The 17,876-nt window shown below is 60.8% G+C and carries 13 protein-coding genes; 9 read left to right on the top strand and 4 right to left on the bottom strand.

Features of this window, described 5'->3' with window-relative positions; all coding sequences use genetic code 11:
* Positions 1-93 precede the first annotated feature (93 nt).
* Entirely contained in the window at positions 94-2,922 is a 2,829-nt protein-coding gene (gene uvrA, locus J9788_RS24415) for an excinuclease ABC subunit UvrA (protein ID WP_033644422.1), read from the bottom strand.
* 277 nt (positions 2,923-3,199) lie between these two features.
* Between uvrA and ssb1 the strand changes: the two genes are divergently transcribed.
* Positions 3,200-3,730, top strand: coding sequence for a single-stranded DNA-binding protein SSB1 (gene ssb1 / locus J9788_RS24420; protein WP_182265785.1), 531 nt, complete (start codon positions 3,200-3,202; stop codon positions 3,728-3,730).
* 62 nt (positions 3,731-3,792) lie between these two features.
* Here the strand turns inward: ssb1 and J9788_RS24425 are convergent, their stop codons facing one another.
* The gene (locus J9788_RS24425; protein ID WP_147881343.1) at positions 3,793-4,542 is read right to left on the bottom strand and encodes a 3-oxoacyl-ACP reductase family protein; all 750 of its coding nucleotides are present in this window, start codon (positions 4,540-4,542) and stop codon (positions 3,793-3,795) included.
* Positions 4,543-4,692: 150 nt separating this feature from the next.
* The gene (locus tag J9788_RS24430) at positions 4,693-4,953 is read right to left on the bottom strand and encodes a YdgH/BhsA/McbA-like domain containing protein (RefSeq protein ID WP_047573541.1); all 261 of its coding nucleotides are present in this window, start codon (positions 4,951-4,953) and stop codon (positions 4,693-4,695) included.
* 195 nt (positions 4,954-5,148) lie between these two features.
* Here J9788_RS24430 and J9788_RS24435 point away from each other — a divergent pair, with 195 nt between their 5' ends.
* The 5 genes from J9788_RS24435 (at position 5,149) to J9788_RS24455 (ending at position 10,254) form a co-directional block, all read left to right on the top strand.
* The gene (locus tag J9788_RS24435; RefSeq protein ID WP_033644432.1) at positions 5,149-5,592 is read left to right on the top strand and encodes a lipocalin-like domain-containing protein; all 444 of its coding nucleotides are present in this window, start codon (positions 5,149-5,151) and stop codon (positions 5,590-5,592) included.
* The gene (locus tag J9788_RS24440; RefSeq protein ID WP_033644433.1) at positions 5,589-6,257 is read left to right on the top strand and encodes a glutathione S-transferase family protein; all 669 of its coding nucleotides are present in this window, start codon (positions 5,589-5,591) and stop codon (positions 6,255-6,257) included. Before J9788_RS24435 ends, J9788_RS24440 begins: the two co-directional genes overlap by 4 nt.
* 47 nt (positions 6,258-6,304) lie before the next feature.
* Entirely contained in the window at positions 6,305-6,712 is a 408-nt protein-coding gene (locus tag J9788_RS24445; protein ID WP_015379207.1) for a VOC family protein, read from the top strand.
* Between the two features lie 333 nt (positions 6,713-7,045).
* A complete protein-coding gene (locus tag J9788_RS24450) occupies positions 7,046-8,407 on the top strand; it encodes an NCS2 family permease (protein ID WP_033644434.1) in 1,362 nt (453 codons plus the stop codon).
* 197 nt (positions 8,408-8,604) lie between these two features.
* A complete protein-coding gene (locus tag J9788_RS24455; protein WP_004936822.1) occupies positions 8,605-10,254 on the top strand; it encodes a Na+/H+ antiporter in 1,650 nt (549 codons plus the stop codon).
* A 75-nt stretch (positions 10,255-10,329) separates the two neighbouring features.
* On the opposite strand, the gene J9788_RS24460 is transcribed toward J9788_RS24455, so the two are convergent.
* Positions 10,330-11,217 carry a LysR family transcriptional regulator gene (locus tag J9788_RS24460; RefSeq protein ID WP_182265786.1) on the bottom strand — a complete coding sequence of 296 codons (888 nt, stop codon included), beginning with the start codon at positions 11,215-11,217 and terminating at the stop codon, positions 10,330-10,332.
* A 140-nt stretch (positions 11,218-11,357) separates the two neighbouring features.
* Between J9788_RS24460 and J9788_RS24465 the strand changes: the two genes are divergently transcribed.
* The 3 genes from J9788_RS24465 to J9788_RS24475 form a co-directional block, all read left to right on the top strand.
* Positions 11,358-11,780 carry a CidA/LrgA family protein gene (locus J9788_RS24465; RefSeq protein ID WP_082997290.1) on the top strand — a complete coding sequence of 141 codons (423 nt, stop codon included), beginning with the start codon at positions 11,358-11,360 and terminating at the stop codon, positions 11,778-11,780.
* A complete protein-coding gene (locus tag J9788_RS24470; RefSeq protein ID WP_004936833.1) occupies positions 11,773-12,462 on the top strand; it encodes an LrgB family protein in 690 nt (229 codons plus the stop codon). Before J9788_RS24465 ends, J9788_RS24470 begins: the two co-directional genes overlap by 8 nt.
* Before the next feature lie 610 nt (positions 12,463-13,072).
* Positions 13,073-17,876 (top strand): non-ribosomal peptide synthetase (locus tag J9788_RS24475; RefSeq protein WP_209333069.1); only part of this gene is annotated, 4,804 nt, incomplete at its 3' end.

Here is a 17,876-nt window from a genome sequence, read left to right on the forward strand (position 1 = left end):
TGCAGAGAAGAGTATTTAATGTTTCTCGCAGAAGGATAGGTTGATTGCTCAACGAGGCGGAATAGGGCGCCTCGTTGAGCGTATCATCCGCCGTTATTTTTCCAACAGCGGTTTCAGGAAGCGCGCGGTGTGCGATTTTTCACACTCGGCGACCGTTTCCGGCGTGCCGGCGACCAGGATCTCGCCGCCGCCGCTGCCGCCTTCCGGCCCCAGATCGACGATCCAGTCGGCGGTTTTGATCACGTCCAGGTTATGCTCGATGACCACGATGGTATTGCCCTGATCGCGCAGCTGATGCAGCACCGCCAACAGCTGTTGGATATCGGCGAAGTGCAGACCGGTGGTCGGCTCGTCGAGAATATACAGCGTCTGGCCGGTGCCGCGTTTCGACAGCTCGCGCGCCAGCTTGACGCGCTGCGCCTCACCGCCGGAGAGCGTGGTGGCCGACTGGCCGAGGCGGATGTAGGACAGGCCGACATCCATCAGGGTTTGCAGCTTGCGCGCCAGCGCCGGCACCGCGTCGAAGAAATCGCGCGCTTCTTCGATGGTCATCTCCAGCACTTCGTGGATGCTCTTGCCTTTGTACTTCACTTCCAGCGTTTCGCGGTTATAGCGTTTGCCTTTGCACTGGTCGCACGGGACGTAGATGTCCGGCAGGAAGTGCATCTCGACCTTGATCACCCCGTCGCCCTGGCAGGCTTCACAGCGCCCGCCCTTGACGTTGAAGCTGAAGCGGCCCGGCGTATAGCCGCGGCTGCGCGACTCCGGCACGCCGGCGAACAGCTCGCGCACCGGGGTGAAGATGCCGGTGTAAGTGGCCGGGTTGGAGCGCGGCGTGCGGCCGATCGGGCTCTGATCGATATCGATCACCTTGTCGAAATGTTCCAGGCCGGTCACTTCGCGGAATGGCGCAGGCTCGGCGATGGTGGCGCCGTTAAGCTGGCGCTGGGCGATCGGGAACAGCGTATCGTTGATCAGCGTCGACTTGCCGGAGCCGGACACGCCGGTGATGCAGGTAAACAGACCGACCGGCAGCGTCAGCGTCACGTCCTTCAGGTTGTTGCCGCGCGCGCCGCTCAGCTTCAGCACCTTGGTCGGATCGGCCTGCACGCGCTGCGCGGGGATGGCGATCTCGCGCTTGCCGCTGAGGAACTGGCCGGTCAGCGATTCCGGCTGCGCCATGATGTCGTCGACGGTGCCTTCCGCCACCACCTGGCCGCCGTGTACGCCGGCGCCGGGGCCGATGTCGATCACGTGGTCGGCGGCGCGGATGGCGTCTTCGTCATGCTCCACCACAATCACCGTGTTGCCGAGGTTGCGCAGGTGGATCAGCGTTTCCAGCAGGCGCTCGTTGTCGCGCTGGTGCAGGCCGATCGACGGCTCATCCAGCACGTACATCACGCCCACCAAACCGGCGCCGATCTGGCTGGCCAAGCGGATACGCTGCGCTTCGCCGCCGGAGAGCGTTTCCGCCGAACGGGACAGCGACAGGTAGTTCAGGCCGACGTTCACCAGGAACTTCAGGCGATCGCCTATCTCTTTCAGCACTTTTTCGGCGATCTTGGCGCGCTGGCCGCTGAGCTTCATGTTCTGGAAGAAGGTCATCGCGTGGCCGATGCTCAGATCGGAGATCTCCGGCAGCGTAGTGTCTTCGACGAACACGTTGCGCGCTTCTTCGCGCAGGCGGGTGCCGTGGCATGAGGCGCAAGGGCGGTTGCTGATGAACTTCGCCAGCTCTTCGCGCACCGCGCTGGATTCGGTCTCTTTATAGCGGCGCTCCATGTTGTGCAGCACGCCTTCGAACGGGTGGCGGCGCACGGTGGTGTCACCGCGATCGTTGATGTATTTGAATTCGATCGACTCTTTGCCGGAGCCGCTCAGCACCGCTTTCTGCACGTTGGCGCTCAGGGTGTTGAACGGGGCTTCGACGTCGAACTCATAGTGCTCCGCCAGCGAGCGCAGCATCTGGAAGTAATAGAAGTTGCGGCGATCCCAGCCGCGGATCGCGCCGCCGGCCAGCGACAGCTCGGGGTTTTGCACCACGCGATCCGGATCGAAGAACTGTTGCACGCCCAGGCCGTCGCAGGTCGGGCAGGCGCCGGCCGGGTTGTTGAAGGAAAACAGGCGCGGTTCCAGTTCGCGCATGCTGTAGCCGCAGATCGGGCAGGCGAAGTTGGCGGAGAACAGCAGCTCGTCCGCTTTTTCGTCGTCCATGTCCGCCACCACCGCGGTGCCGCCCGAGAGCTCCAGCGCGGTTTCGAACGATTCGGCCAGGCGCTGCGCCATGTCGTCGCGCACCTTGAAACGGTCGACCACCACTTCGATGGTGTGTTTTTTCTGCAGCTCCAGCTTCGGCGGATCGGACAGATCGCACACTTCACCGTCGATGCGCGCGCGGATATAGCCCTGGGCGGCCAGGTTTTCCAGCGTTTTGGTGTGTTCGCCCTTGCGATCTTTCACCACCGGCGCCAGCAGCATCAGGCGCTTGCCTTCCGGCTGGCTCAGCACATTGTCGACCATCTGGCTGACGGTCTGCGCCGCCAGCGGCACATGGTGATCCGGGCAGCGCGGCTCGCCGACGCGGGCGAACAGCAGGCGCAGGTAGTCGTGGATCTCGGTGATGGTGCCGACCGTGGATCGCGGGTTATGCGAGGTGGATTTCTGCTCGATGGAGATCGCCGGCGACAGACCTTCAATATGGTCGACGTCCGGTTTTTCCATCAGCGACAGGAACTGGCGCGCATAGGCGGAGAGTGATTCGACATAGCGCCGCTGCCCTTCGGCATACAGCGTATCGAAAGCCAGCGAAGACTTGCCGGAACCGGACAGGCCGGTGACGACGATCAGTTTGTCACGCGGGATGATCAGGTTGATGTTTTTCAGATTATGGGTTCGAGCACCACGAACTTCGATATTGTCCATTTACACTTCCCGTCTTGATGATACACCGCGCCTGTCGCGATTTTTGCGGGGGATTTTGTGATGGATCTCGCAAAAAACCGGCACAGCCAGGTCGAAACGCATAATTATGACACAAAAAAACCTGAATGGATATCCAGTATGCGAATGCAATAAGGTCGATTGGAAAGACAATTCTGGAATGCAATTCGCACTTATCAACACGGGTGTGGTTTCGTACTCAGCGTGGTAAACTGACGCGTTTATACTGTGTAGAAATCAATCATCGGGAGAAGTGCTCATGGCCAGCAGAGGCGTAAACAAAGTAATTCTGGTCGGGAATCTGGGTCAGGATCCAGAAGTCCGTTACATGCCGAACGGCGGCGCAGTGGCCAACATTACCCTGGCGACCTCCGAAAGCTGGCGTGACAAAGCGACCGGCGAACAGAAAGAGAAGACCGAGTGGCACCGCGTCGTGCTGTTCGGCAAACTGGCTGAAGTGGCGGGCGAATACCTGCGCAAAGGCTCTCAGGTTTACATCGAAGGCTCCCTGCAGACCCGTAAATGGCAGGATCAGAGCGGCCAGGATCGCTACACCACCGAGATCGTGGTTAACGTCGGCGGCACCATGCAGATGCTGGGCGGCCGTCAGGGCGGCGGCGCACCGGCCGGTCAATCTGCCGGCGGCCAGGGCGGTTGGGGCCAGCCTCAACAGCCACAGGGCAGCAACCAGTTCAGCGGCGGCCAGCAGCAGTCTCGTCCGGCGCAGAACAGCGCTCCGGCGACCAGCAACGAACCGCCAATGGATTTCGACGACGATATTCCGTTCTGATCTCCGGCCGTTTGCAGCCAATAAAAAAGCCCCGCAAGGGGCTTTTTGCATTTTAGGGACGGTTACGCCGAGAAGCCGCCGTCGATGCTCAGGCTGGCGCCGGTGATATAACCCGCCTGCGGGCCGGCCAGGTAAGCGACAAAACCGGCGATCTCTTCATCTTTGCCGTAGCGGCCGATCGCCATCAGCTGCTTGAGCTGATCGGCGAACTCGCCGGCGTCCGGGTTCATTTCGGTGTCCACCGGGCCGGGCTGCACGTTGTTGACGGTGATGCCGCGCGGGCCGAGATCGCGCGCCATGCCTTTGGTCAGGCCGACCAGCGCCGATTTGCTCATCGCATACACCGCCGCGCCGCCGAACGGCACGCGCTCGGCGTTGGTGCTGCCGATGTGGATGATGCGCCCGCCGTCGTTCATGTGGCGCGCCGCCTCTTGGCTGGCGACAAATACGCTGCGCACGTTAACCGCCAGCATGCGATCCAGATCGTCCAGCGCCAGCGCTTCGGTGCTGCCCAATGTAAACACCCCGGCGTTGTTCACCAGAATATCCAGGTTGCCGAAGTGGCTCACCGCCTGGCGAACCGCCTGCTGCAGCGCCGCTGCATCGGTGCTGTCGGCCTTGATGGCGAGGGCTTTGCCGCCGGCGGCGGTCACGGCGCTCGCCACCGCTTCTGCGCGATCGGCCGAGGCGGCGTAGGTAAAGGCGACGGCGGCGCCTTCGTTCGCTAACCGTTTCACGATGGCGGCGCCGATGCCGCGGGAGCCGCCCTGAACGAATGCGACTTTGCCTTGCAGAGGTTGTGCTGTCGTCATGCTATTTCTCCAAAGTGGGTGAGGGTTTTGCGCTGTCATTCAGTATGGGTGAAATGAATGGCGATCACTGTCCACAAAGAGCTCTGACCGCCTGAAACGAGAAAAGCCCCTTGCGGGGCTTCTTTCTTCCGTCGATTGGCTGTCCGACGATCAGTTGAAGATTTCTGCGGTGCCGTACAGTTTGTTTTGGCCGCCGGCGGCGACGATGCGGTAGGAACTGGCGCCCGACGCGGCGGCTTTGCTGGCCAGTTCGCTTTCCAGCGCGCTCAGGTTGGCGGCGCCGCTCACGGTGACTACGCCGATTTTCTGCGCGTCTGCGGCTGGCTGGCTGGTTGGCAGCTCAGCGGCGAAGGTAGCGAAAGAAGCGGTAGCCAGCAGTGCAGCGGTAGCAAAAATTTTGACGTTTTTCATGATGTGTTCCTCAGAGTATTTATTAGGTGAGAGCGTGTTGTCTCTCGATGTGTTAAATACTAGTGCACCGGGTGTGAATAAAAAATCGGAGAGTTTTGAGTATCTCTGTCAAATAAATTGACGGTTTTTCAGCCGTTGGCGTGCGGTAAAAATTGCCACTACCCTTTACAGACGATCCTTAACCGGAGAAACGTCATGACGGTAAACGCGTTTATCGGCAGCTGGGCGTTGGTGTCGTCGGCGTTCAAAAACCAGAACGGCGAGCTGAATTACCCGCTGGGCGAGCAGGTGTTGGGGCGCATCCACTATGAGGCCAACGGCACGATGGCGGCGCAGCTATACAGCGCCGTGCGGCCGCGTTTCGTCGCCGACGATTTGGCGCAGGGATCCGAGCGGGAGATCCATGCCGCCTTCATCAATATGATTTGCTATTTCGGCCGTTATCAGGTGGAAGAAAGCGAGCAACGGGTGGTGCATCAGGTTGAAGGCTGCTCGTTCCCCAATTGGATAGGCAGCCGTCAGGTGCGCTTTTACGCCTTTAACGCCGATCGGCTGACGTTGCGCACGGTGCCGCTGCAGCTCGGCAACGGCGTGCAGATCGGCGAACTGGTGTGGCAGCGGACAGGAGCGTCATCATGATCATTGTTCATCATCTCAATCACTCGCGGTCGCAGCGCATTCTGTGGTTTTTGGAAGAGCTGGGCGTGCCCTATCAGGTGCAACGCTACGAGCGCGATCCGCACACTCTGCTGGCGCCGCCGGCGCTGAAAAAGATCCACCCGCTGGGCAAATCGCCGGTGATCGTCGATGGCGATCTGACGCTGGCGGAATCCGGCGCCATTATCGAATACTTGCAGGAAGCCTACGACGCACAGGGCATGTTTATGCCGACGGACTTCCACGCGCGCCAGCAATACCGCTACTGGTTGCACTACGCTGAGGGATCGCTGATGCCGCTGTTGGTGATGAAGCTGGTGTTCAGCCGTCTCGGCCAGCCGCCGATCCCCTGGCTGCTGCGGCCGGTGGCGGGCGCGATCGGCAAGGGCGTACAGCGCGAATACCTCGACAAACAGATCGCGCCGCACTGCGAGTATCTCGAACAGCACCTGAACAAGGGCAGCTGGTTCGTCGGCAACGATTTCAGCGCGGCGGACATACAGATGAGCTTCCCGCTCGAGGCGATGGCGGCGCGCGGCGCGTTGGACAATTGCCCGAAACTGCGCGGCTTCCTGCAGCGCATCCACGCCCGGCCCGCTTACCAGCGGGCGCTGGAACAGGGCGGCCCTTACGACCTGCTGAGTTAAGCGGATGGGCTATACTCGATGGGGTCATTCTTCATCGGAGGTAGCCCATGGCTACGCAAATCTTCGTAAATCTGCCCGTACGCGATCTGCCCGCCTCAATGGCGTTTTTCACCCAGCTCGGCTTCAGCTTCAACCCGCAATTTACCGACGATACCGCCGCCTGCATGGTGGTCAGCGACACGATTTACGTGATGCTGCTGACCCACGACAAATTCAGGATGTTTACCCCGAACCCGATCGGCGACGCCAAACAGGCCACCGAAGTGTTGGTGTGCCTGTCGCAACCCAGCCGGGCGGCGGTGGACGAACTGGTGCGCAAGGCGATCGCCGGCGGCGGCAATACCTATCATCCGCCGCGGGACTATGGCGTGATGTACGGCCACGGATTTCAGGATCTGGACGGCCATATCTGGGAATTGATGTATATGGATCCCGCAGCGGTGCAGGCGCAATAAGATCGCCGTGAAACAGGCTGGCAGGGGCGCCGGATCGCCCCGTCTTTTCGCGCACAAGCCCTTCCCGCCGCTTTCTGCATAAATTGCCGCGATCTTTAGTTGATTAGACGCTAGGGAAGGCAGGATAATCGTTTGCCTTGAATAAACCACCATAAATCACCCGTACCGCGCGCTGCGAGTTAAACGTTTGCCTTGGTGCGCATCGCCGTTGGCGGTGCGACGGAAGGGCAAGGAAGCGGAACGTGACGTAAACGATTACGTGGCGATCAGGCGCGGGCGAGATTACAGGCCTGCTGCGACGGGCCGATTCATGAAACACAGGGGAAGTAACCTATGTCGAACTCTCAAGCGAACCACGCCGCAAAACCAACCGGCGGGCTTGATGGCTATTTTAAAATTTCCGCGCGCGGCAGCAGCGTGCGTCAGGAGGTGGTGGCGGGGCTGACCACCTTCCTGGCGATGGTGTACTCGGTGATCGTGGTGCCGAGCATGCTGGGCAAAGCGGGCTTCCCGCCGGCGGCGGTGTTCGTTTCCACCTGTCTGGTGGCCGGTCTGGGCTCGCTGCTGATGGGGCTGTGGGCTAACCTGCCGATGGCCATCGGCTGTGCGATCTCGTTGACCGCCTTTACCGCTTTCAGCCTGGTGCTCGGCCAACATATCAGCATTCCGGTGGCGCTGGGCGCGGTGTTCCTGATGGGCGTGCTGTTTACCGTCATCTCGGTCACCGGCATCCGCGCCTGGATCCTGCGCAACCTGCCGATGGGCGTGGCGCACGGCACCGGCATCGGCATCGGGCTGTTCCTGCTGCTGATCGCCGCCAACGGCGTCGGCCTGGTGGTGAAGAACCCGCTGGATGGCTTGCCGGTGGCGCTCGGCGCGTTCACCTCTTTCCCGGTCGTCATGACGCTGGTCGGCCTGGCGGTGATCTTCGGCCTGGAGAAACTGCGCGTGCCCGGCGGCATTCTGCTGGTGATCATCGCCATTTCCATCATCGGCCTGATCTTCGACCCGGCGGTGAAATATCAGGGGCTGTTCGCCATGCCGAGCCTGGCGGACGCTGACGGCAAATCGTTGATCTTCAGCCTGGATATCATGGGCGCATTGCAGCCGGTGGTGTTGCCGAGCGTGCTGGCGCTGGTGATGACCGCGGTGTTCGACGCCACCGGCACCATCCGCGCGGTAGCCGGGCAGGCCAACCTGCTGGATAAAGACGGCCAGATCATCAACGGCGGCAAGGCGCTGACCTCAGATTCCCTGAGCAGCATCTTCTCCGGGCTGGTGGGCGCCGCGCCCGCCGCAGTCTACATCGAGTCCGCCGCCGGCACCGCCGCGGGCGGCAAGACCGGCCTGACCGCCACCGTGGTCGGCGTTCTGTTCCTGCTGATCCTGTTCCTGTCGCCGCTGGCCTATCTGGTGCCGGTCTACGCCACCGCGCCGGCGCTGATGTACGTCGGCCTGTTGATGCTGAGCAACGTCACCAAGCTGGACTTCAACGACTTCGTCGACGCGATGGCCGGCCTGCTGTGTGCCGTGTTCATCGTGCTGACCTGCAACATCGTCACCGGCATCATGCTGGGCTTCAGCTCGCTGGTCATCGGCCGCATCTTCTCCGGCGAATGGCGCAAGCTGAACATCGGCACCGTGCTGATCGCCGTGGCGCTGGTGGCGTTCTACGCCGGCGGCTGGGCGATTTAAGCCTCTTGGATTTCCCTCGCCCATCGGGCGGGGGAGCCTGTGACGGCAATTCCCTTCTTAAGATAAGTCTTCTTCTGCTCTGCACCGCGTTTTGAAAGGCACAACAAGCTTTAACGGCTGTAAAAAAAGTGATCTACTATCGGGACCAACGCAGGCCCTGAGCCGATGTCGTCTGAATCGTAGAGTCTAAGGAAAGCATGGAAATCTTTTTTACAATCCTCATTTTGATCCTGGTGGTCTCCCTGTCCGGGGTGGTGACGCGCATGTTGCCGTTCCAGGTGCCGCTGCCGCTGATGCAAATCGCCATCGGGGCCCTGTTGGCCTGGCCGCATTTCGGGCTGCACGTCGATTTTGATCCCGAACTGTTCCTGGTGCTGTTCATCCCGCCGTTGCTGTTCGCCGACGGCTGGAAAACGCCGACGCGCGAATTCCTGCATCACGGGCGTGAAATTCTCGGCCTGGCGCTGGTGCTGGTGCTGATCACCGTGGTCGGCGTCGGTTATCTGATCTACGCCATGGTGCCGGGCATTCCGCTGGTGGCGGCCTTCGCGCTGGCGGCGGTGCTGTCGCCGACCGATGCCGTGGCGCTGTCCGGCATCGTCGGCAAAGGGCGGATCCCCAAGCCGATCATGGGCGTGCTCGAGGGCGAGGCGCTGATGAACGACGCGTCCGGCCTGGTGTCGCTCAAGTTCGCCATCGCGGTGGCGATGGGCACGATGGTGTTCACCGTGGGTGGCGCGACCCTTGAATTCCTCAAAGTGGCGATCGGCGGCCTGTTGGCCGGCGTGGCGGTCACCTGGACTTACAGTAAATCGCTGCGGGTGATGAGCCGCTGGAGCGGCGACGATCCGGCGACCCAGATCGTGTTCCTGCTGCTGCTGCCGTTCGCGTCCTACCTGATCGCCGAACATATCGGCGTTTCCGGCATCCTGGCGGCGGTGGCGGCGGGGATGACCATCAGCCAATCCGGCGTGATCCGCAACGCGCCGCTGGCGATGCGCCTGCGCGCCAACAGCGTGTGGGCGATGCTGGAATTCGTGTTCAACGGCATGGTGTTCATCATGTTGGGCCTGCAGCTGCCGGGCATTCTTGAAACCTCCATCCTGCAGGCGGAGCTGGATCCGACCATCCAGACCTGGTATCTGTTCGCCGACGTGGCCACCATCTACGCCGCGCTGCTGGTGCTGCGTTTCACCTGGCTGTGGGTGATGAAGAAGGCCAGTAACCGCTTTATGAAAAAGCGTCCGCTGCAGTTCGGCGATTACAGCACGCGTGAGCTGTGGGTGGCGTCGTTCGCCGGGGTGCGCGGGGCGATTACCCTTGCCGGCGTACTGTCGATACCGCTGTTGCTAAGCGACGGCACCGCCTTCCCGGCGCGTTATCAGCTGGTGTTTATCGCCGCCGGGGTGATCCTGCTGTCGTTGATTGTCGGCGTGCTGGCGTTGCCGCTGCTGTTGCGCGGCGTGCAGGTGACCGACAAGAGCGCCAGCAAGCAGGAAGAGCGGATGGCGATCGCCATGGCGGCCGAGGTGGCGATCGAGAGCGTGAATAAAATGGAAGAGCGCCTGGTCGCCGATACCGAAGAGAACCTCGATCCGCAGGTGTTGAAAGAGGTCAGCTCGCGGGTGACGGGCATGCTGCGGCGGCGTATCGCGTCGAAAGACGATATCGAGAATGCGCTGGCGATGGAGAACCTCGAGCGGCGTTTCCGCCTGACGGCGCTGCGCGCCGAGCGCGGCGAGCTGTACCACCTGCGCGCCACGCAGAAAATCAGCAACGAGACGCTGCAAAAACTGCTGCACGATCTCGATTTGCTCGAAGCGCTGCTGATCGAGCGCGAAGGGTAAACGCAGAGGGAGGAATAAACGTTTTTCCTCTTATTTCCGTCCCGAAGGGCCGCCTGTGCGGCCCTTGTTTTTTGGCTACTTGACCGGCGGCCAGTAGTCGCGGCAGCAGGCTATCCAGGCTTGCGCGCTGTGCGACAAATAGCTGCCCTGGCGCCAGATCAGGCCGATTTTCCATTCCATGCGCGGCTCCAGCGGCAGCCAAACCAGGTTTTCCTTATCCAGCCAGCGGCAAACCGGTTCCGGCAGCATGGCGATGCCCACGCCGGCCTGCACCATCGAGGCGAGGAAGTCCCACTGGCCGCTGCGCACCGCGATTTGCGGCTCAAAACCGGCCTGGCTAAACGCCTTCATCAGCATCTTGTACAGCGCAAAGTCTTCGTTATAAATCAGGATCGGGCTGTCGGCCAATTCGGCGATATTGATGCGGGTGCGATTGAGCCACTGCGGCGTGCGCGGCGCCACCACGCACATCGGATGGCCCAGCAGCGGCAGAAAGGTCAGCGGCTGTTCCGAATCGAAGGGCAGCACCGTCATCGCCAGATCCAGCTCGCCGGACATCACCGCCTGCTCGACCGACAGCCCGCCCAGTTCGGAAATTTTTAATTCGATGCCGGGGTAGGTCTGGCGAAAACGGCGGATTAGATCGGCGATCTGCCTGCCGACCATCGGCGGAATGCCGAGCCGCAGCACCCCTTTTTTCACTGAACCGATGTCTTCCAGCTCCGCCTCCAACTGGCGGAATTCGTCTAGGATCGTCAGGCCGCGCTGATACACCGCCTGGCCGCTGTCGGTCAGGCGCAGCTTGCGGCCTTCGCGGATCAGCAGCGTGCACTCCAGCTCCTCCTCCAGATGCCGCAGCATCTTGCTGATGGTGGGCTGGGTGACGAACAGTTTTTCCGCCGCGCGGGTGAAGCTTTGCTGGCGCACCACTTCAACGAAGTAGCGCAGGGTGCGGACATCCACGTTAGGGTTCTCCTTGGGGACGCTACCGGTGGGAAACTATTCCCGGACGGCATGATGTCGATAATTTTAATTCATTTCAGGCGTGGTTTCCCGGCTGCGTATACTGTAGGCCGTCAATTTATTGTTTGAGGTCATCTTTCATGTCTCTGGCGTTACGCCGCGTAGCCCCCTCCCTGCTGACCCGTTTGCAGGTGCCGATTCAGGTGGCGTTGTATGCGGCGCTGTTCCTGCTCGCCGATCGTCTGGTGCAACAATTCCACCTGCCGCTTCCCGCCAATATCGTCGGCATGCTGATGCTGTTGGCGCTGATCCTGCTGCGCATTCTGCCGCTGAGCTGGGTCAAGGCCGGTTCCCGCTGGCTGCTGGCGGAAATGCTGCTGTTTTTCGTGCCGGCGGTGGTGGCGGTGGTCAACTATGCCCAGCTGCTGATGGTCGAGGGCTGGAAGATCTTTCTGGTGATCGCGGTCAGCACCATGCTCACGCTGGGCGCCACCGGGCTGGTGGTGGACAGGGTATATCGGCTGGAGATTTGGCTGCAGCGACGGAAGCAGCGCCATGAATGATTTCATCCTTAGCCTGGCCTGTTTTCTGGCGACGCTGGCGCTGTACTTCGCCAACAAGAAACTCTATCGCCGCCGCCGCACGTTGCTGCTGATGCCGCTGGTGCTGACGCCGATGATTCTGGTGTTGCTGCTGGTGGTCACCCATATCTCCTATCAGGACTACATCGGTGAAACCCACTGGCTGCTGTGGCTGTTGGGGCCGGCGACCATCGCCTTCGCGGTGCCGGTGTACGAGAACCTGCATATCATCCGTCGTCACTGGCTGTCGCTGACCGCCGGCGTAACGACGGCGGTGCTGGTGGCGGTGTACAGCTCGGTGTGGCTGGCGCGCTTGCTGACATTGCCGGAAGAGGTGCAGCGCAGCCTGGCGGTGCGGTCGATCACTACGCCGTTCGCGCTGGAGGCCGCCAAACAGATGGGCGGGCAGCCGGATCTGGTGGCGCTGTTCGTGGTGATCACCGGGGTGTTCGGCATGGCGGTGGGGGATATTTTGTTTTTGCGGCTGGCGGTGCGCAGCCGTCTGGCGAAGGGCGCCGGATTTGGCGCCTCGTCGCATGGCGCCGGCACCGCCCGCGCCTATGAGCTGGGGCCGCAGGAGGGCGTGGTGTCGAGTTTGGTGATGATGCTGGCCGGCATCATCACGGTCGTGGCCGCGCCATTGATCGGCCGGCTGATGTGGTAAGACCTCTTGGGGCGGGCTCTGCCGCCCCATTGACCTTGTCTGCGGTTGGGAACGGTGCCGTTGATTTGCGCACGAAAAAACGCAAAATTTTTTCAGCATAATTTTTCCCATTGTTATAACAAAAAGCGATAGAGCCGCTGCCGATAAAACCGGGCATAAATTTCGATGACAATGAATTAATTAAATTATTAATTATTGTTTTTCAAACAATAAAGTATAACTTATTGATATGGAGAGGCTCTTATCGTAAGAATTGCTGCATATTAACCTCGATAAATAATACAAAAAAATATTAATTATTATCCAATTATATCAGGTTAATACAAGTTCAATACCCTCGTCATCCCTGAGTAATATCGGGGAAATAAAATGGTCATTTATTCCCTTTCGCACGTTTCGCCAAAAAAAATATCCTCTCCTATACTTCACAGCTCAGCAAATTGAGGCGCAGGGGGGACCTCTGGATTAGCCATTCTATCCTTTCTTAGTTGGGGGAGACCCAGCTTTTCTACGGTTTTTTTATTCTGACTTGAACTGTCGGGCGGCCAGCCTTTGCCTAAATCCTGACGGTCTATTTCATTAACGTAATGAAAACGTGCTAGAGAATATTATGAACAAACAAACTGATGTGAAGAGTGGGGAATTCCGTGCAGGGGCTCAGGCCGCAACGGAGAAAGTTGAGCTGCATGAAATAACAACCGCCCAGCGTGAACTCTGGCTGGGGGAAAACATCTCCAAAGATTTGTCATTCAATATCTGGGGCTACGGACAGGTCGACGGGCCGCTCAACGTTAAGCTACTGCGGCAAGCCATCGACGCCATCGTCGAAGAAACGCCGGCTCTGCAAGCGCATTTTGTGGAAAAAGACGGTGAGCTTTATCAATACCGCGCGCCACGTACACATGAGCCGCTGTTCACGCTCGATCTCAGCAAGGAGCCCGATCCTCTGCAGGCGGCCAGACGCTGGATGGTGGCGGATTCGGCGCTGCCGCGCCGCGCTACGGGAGAAGAACCTTTTAGTTTTTATGTCATTACGCTCGCGCCGCAGCGCTACATCCTCTATCGCCGTTTCCACCATATGATCACCGACGGCCGCAGTGCCGAGGAAGTGATGCGGCGCATCGCGGCTTACTATAACGCGCTGGCGTCCGGCGGCGTCATCCCTGAATTCGCCAACTGCAATTTCTCTCTGCTGTATGAAAACGACATCAAGTACCGCGACTCTTCGCGCTTTTCTTCCGATCAGGCGTTTTGGCGGGAATATACCGCCGCCGCGCCGCAGAGCTTGTCACGCAGGGCCGTATTGACGCCGGACGCTGCGATGCACCACAACACGCAGCTGCTGGAAAAAGAGGCATTGGATCAGCTGCAGCAACAAGCTGACAATATCGGCGTACACCGTGCGCATATATTGGCCGCCGCCGTAGCATTATGTTTCTACAGCTTAACCGGCAGCGAATATCTTAATTTCAGCATGCCGGTGACCGGGACAAGGGAACGAAACAGTATTGGTATGACCTCTAACGTTGTCCCTTTGATTATTAAGGTTGAACCTCAGCTAAGCCTGGCTGAATTTATCCAGAAAGTGGCGGCTGAAATAGCGAAAGTGGTTCGCCATCAATTATATCGTGGGGAGGATATTCGGCGTGATAATGGCGCAACGGATTCCGCCTGGTTTGGCCCTTCAATTAACATCGTTTCTTTCGACCATGGCGATCCTTTCTGGGGATGCCGCACCCGTTGGTATTACGGTGGCAATATTCCGTCCGGCGATCTACAGATTATGCTGTATGAAGACCAGCAGGCGAATGAACTGGACGTCACTTTTTCTGACGCCGCCTATGCAAATTCATTAGACGATCTGGATGTTTTGCAGCGTCGTTTCCAGTTCATTTTACGCGCGCTGAACGCTTCAACGACGGGAACGATCGAGGCGTTGGATCGGCAAGTGGCGACGTTGGCGGATGCCGGGGCCGGCGGCAGCTTTTACGCCAACCGGCGGCAACCGCCTGCCGGCGGCATCATCCGTTGGGATCGCCCGGCTCAGGCGCTGCAGCGCCTGGTGAGCTCGCTGAGCCATGGCGCGGGATGCGCGGCGAAGATACTGTTGGCGGAGCGTGTGCTGGGCGTGACGACGCTGCTGGCGGTGAGCGATGAACGCCAGGCCGAACCCGGCACCCTGCTGCGCATCGAGACCGACGGCTGGGAGATCGCCGCGCATCCCGGCATGGTGCGCGTCGGGCCGTTCTTGCGCGCCGACGGCTCGATTCAGCCGGGTGATGCGCTGGCGCAGGCCTGCGGCCTGTCTGTCGGCTCGGTCTTGCCGACGCTTAGCGATGCCGAAGCTTCGCTGTTAGGCGCGGCCTATGGCGCCAGCGCCGACAGCGCCGCTTTCTGGCAACCGCGTCTGACACGCTTTTATCCGGCGCCGTTCCCGCCAGGGCCTGACCGCCGGGCGGACCTTCCCGCACGCTGGCAGGCCACGGCCTGGCAGCGCCTGGAAAAGATTGCCGGCGAGCAGGTGCTGGCGGCAGCAACCCTCTATCTGGCGCGCATGTGTAATGAAACCGATTTTCAGCTGGGTTGGATTACGTCGAACGATCGGGATTGGGGACGTTGGGCTCACCTGAGCGCGCGCGTGCTGCCGCTGCAGGTCTCAGTTGATCACTCCTACAATTTCCAGCAGGCATTGGCCGCGCTGGAACAAGAATACGGCCGGTTGCGCGCTCATGCTGATTATCATCCCGCGTTGCTGACGGGCGATGCGGATCTGCGGGCGCCCCAAGCTTGGCCGACGGCGGTATCGATCGTCAGCCGGCGTTCAGAGACAGGGTTGCAGCCTGAAGACGAGGGCGTGGCTGCCATCATGGCTTCCGGCTCGCGCGCGGTATTGCAAATCTGCAAGGCTGACGGCGCCTTCCGTTGGGTATACGACGCCGCCTCAGTGGCTGACGAACAGATGTTGCGTGCGACGCAACATCTGCTGATGCTGCTCAACGACGCGGTGAGAGCGGGCTCTCATCGTCGCACCATCGGCGAACTCAATCTGGTTTCCGAGGAAGAACGCACGCAGTTGCTGCAGGGCCTCAATCACACCGTTGCTTCGCACTCGCCGGCGGCGTGTCTGCATCGGCTGTTCGAAGCGCAGGTCAAACGCACGCCAGATGCGACGGCGATGACATACGGCGATGACAGCCTGACTTACGCTGAATTGAATACCTGGGCGAACCGATGGGCCCATCGGCTGATAGAGCTTGGCGTACAACCGGACAGTCTGGTGGCGCTGTGCGCCGGACGCGGTCTGCCGATGCTGGCCGGGTTGCTGGGGATCCTCAAAGCCGGCGGCGCCTATGTGCCGTTGGATCCCGCCTATAGCGGAGAGCGGCTACAGTACATCCTGGCGGACTCCGCGCCGGTGCTGCTGTTGGCGGATGAACTCGGCAGGCAAGCGCTGGGCGGCTGCGAGGTGCCGGTATTGGCGCTGGAACAGCCGTTGACGGGGAAAGGCGACGATCTGCAGGACGTCGAGGTGCGGCCATCACACCTGGCGTATGTGATTTACACCTCCGGTTCGACCGGCAAACCGAAAGGGGTCATGGTGGAGCATCGCCAGGTCGCGCGCTTGTTCAGCGCCACCAACGCCTGGTTTAACTTCAGCGCCGCCGACAAGTGGTGCTTGTTCCACTCATTCGCCTTCGACTTTTCGGTTTGGGAGATCTGGGGCGCCTGGTTGTATGGCGGCCAGCTGTTCATCGTACCGCAGGAGATCGCCCGTTCGGCGCCGGACTTTTATCATTTCCTCTGCCGCAGCGGCATCACGGTATTGAATCAGACGCCGAGCGCCTTCAAAGCCTTTATCCAGGCTCAGGCGCACAGCGAAGCGCGCCATCAGCTGCGCGAGATCGTGTTCGGTGGTGAAATGCTGAAACCTTCCGATCTCGCGCCGTGGTTTGCTCGTCCAGAGAACCGGCAGACGCGATTGGTCAACATGTACGGCATCACCGAAACCACGGTGCACGTGACGTACCGGCCGCTGTCGGCGCAGGATACGGCGATCGTCGCCAGCCCGATCGGTTGCCGCATTCCGGATTTGCGACTGTATCTGCTGGGCACCGATGGCGAACCGGTGCCGATGGGAGCGATCGGCGAACTGTACGTCGGCGGTGAAGGGGTGGCGCGAGGCTACCTGAACCGGCCCGAATTGACGGCGGAACGTTTTCTCGAAGACCCTTTCAACCGGGCGCCGGGTGCGCGCATGTATCGCACCGGCGATCTGGCGCGCTATCTGCCGGGGGGGGATATCGAATACCTGGGGCGCAACGACCAGCAGGTGAAAATCCGCGGTTTCCGCATCGAGTGCGGTGAGGTGGAAGCGCAGCTGAGCGCCGATCCGCGCGTGCGCAGCGTAGCCGTGGACGCTATCGACGATGGCGACGGGAATAAGCGACTGGTGGCGTGGGTAGTTCCGGCGCCGGTGACGGAACGCGCTACGCTGGCGACCGAATTGCGCCGGCATCTGCAGGCGCGGTTGCCGGACTATATGGTGCCGGCGGCTTACGTTTGGCTGGAGGCGTTGCCGCTGACCGGCAACGGCAAATTGGACAAGCGCGCCCTGCCGGTGCCGCAGGTCGACGCCTGCGCGCGCGAGGCCTATGCGCCGCCGCAGGGCGAGGCAGAAAATCTGTTGGCGGCTATCTGGCATGAGCTGTTGGGCGTAGAACGGATTGGCCGTTACGACCACTTCTTCGAACTGGGCGGGCATTCGCTGATGGCGGTGCGCCTGGCGAACCGCGTGCAACAGGCCGGATGGCAGCTGCCGTTGCACGCGCTGTTCGCCAGTCCGGTGTTGCACGTGTTGGCCCAGGCGCTGCAGGTTGCGCCGACGCAGGAATCGATCCCGATGCTGCCGGTGGCGCGCGATGGGGAATTGCCCCTGTCGTTTGCTCAGCAGCGTCTGTGGTTCCTGACCCAGTTGGAGGGGATGAGCGAAACCTACCATATCCCGCTGGCGTTGCGGCTGCGCGGTCGGTTGGACCGGCAGGCGTTGCAACAGGGGCTGGACGCGCTCTATGCGCGCCACGAATCGCTGCGCAGCCGGTTCATCACCCGGGAAGATCGGCCACAGGTACAGATTTTGCCGGCAAACGGGTTACCGCTTGCGTTCCACGATCTGCGACGTCACCCCGCGCAGGCTGAAACGCTGTGCCGTCAGGCGGCCACTCAATCGTTCGATTTGACGCAGGGGCCGCTGGTGCGCGCCGCGCTGCTCCGCCTGGCGGATGAGGAACATCTGTTCCTGCTCACCTGCCATCACATCGTCTCCGACGGCTGGTCGACCGGCATACTGCTGCGCGAATTGGGCGCGCTGTACGGCGCTTTCCGTCGCGGCGAGGCCGATCCGCTGCCGCCGCCGA

It is taken from the genome of Serratia sp. X10, assembly GCF_017811775.1.
GTDB classification, from domain to species: Bacteria; Pseudomonadota; Gammaproteobacteria; order Enterobacterales; family Enterobacteriaceae; genus Serratia; species Serratia ureilytica.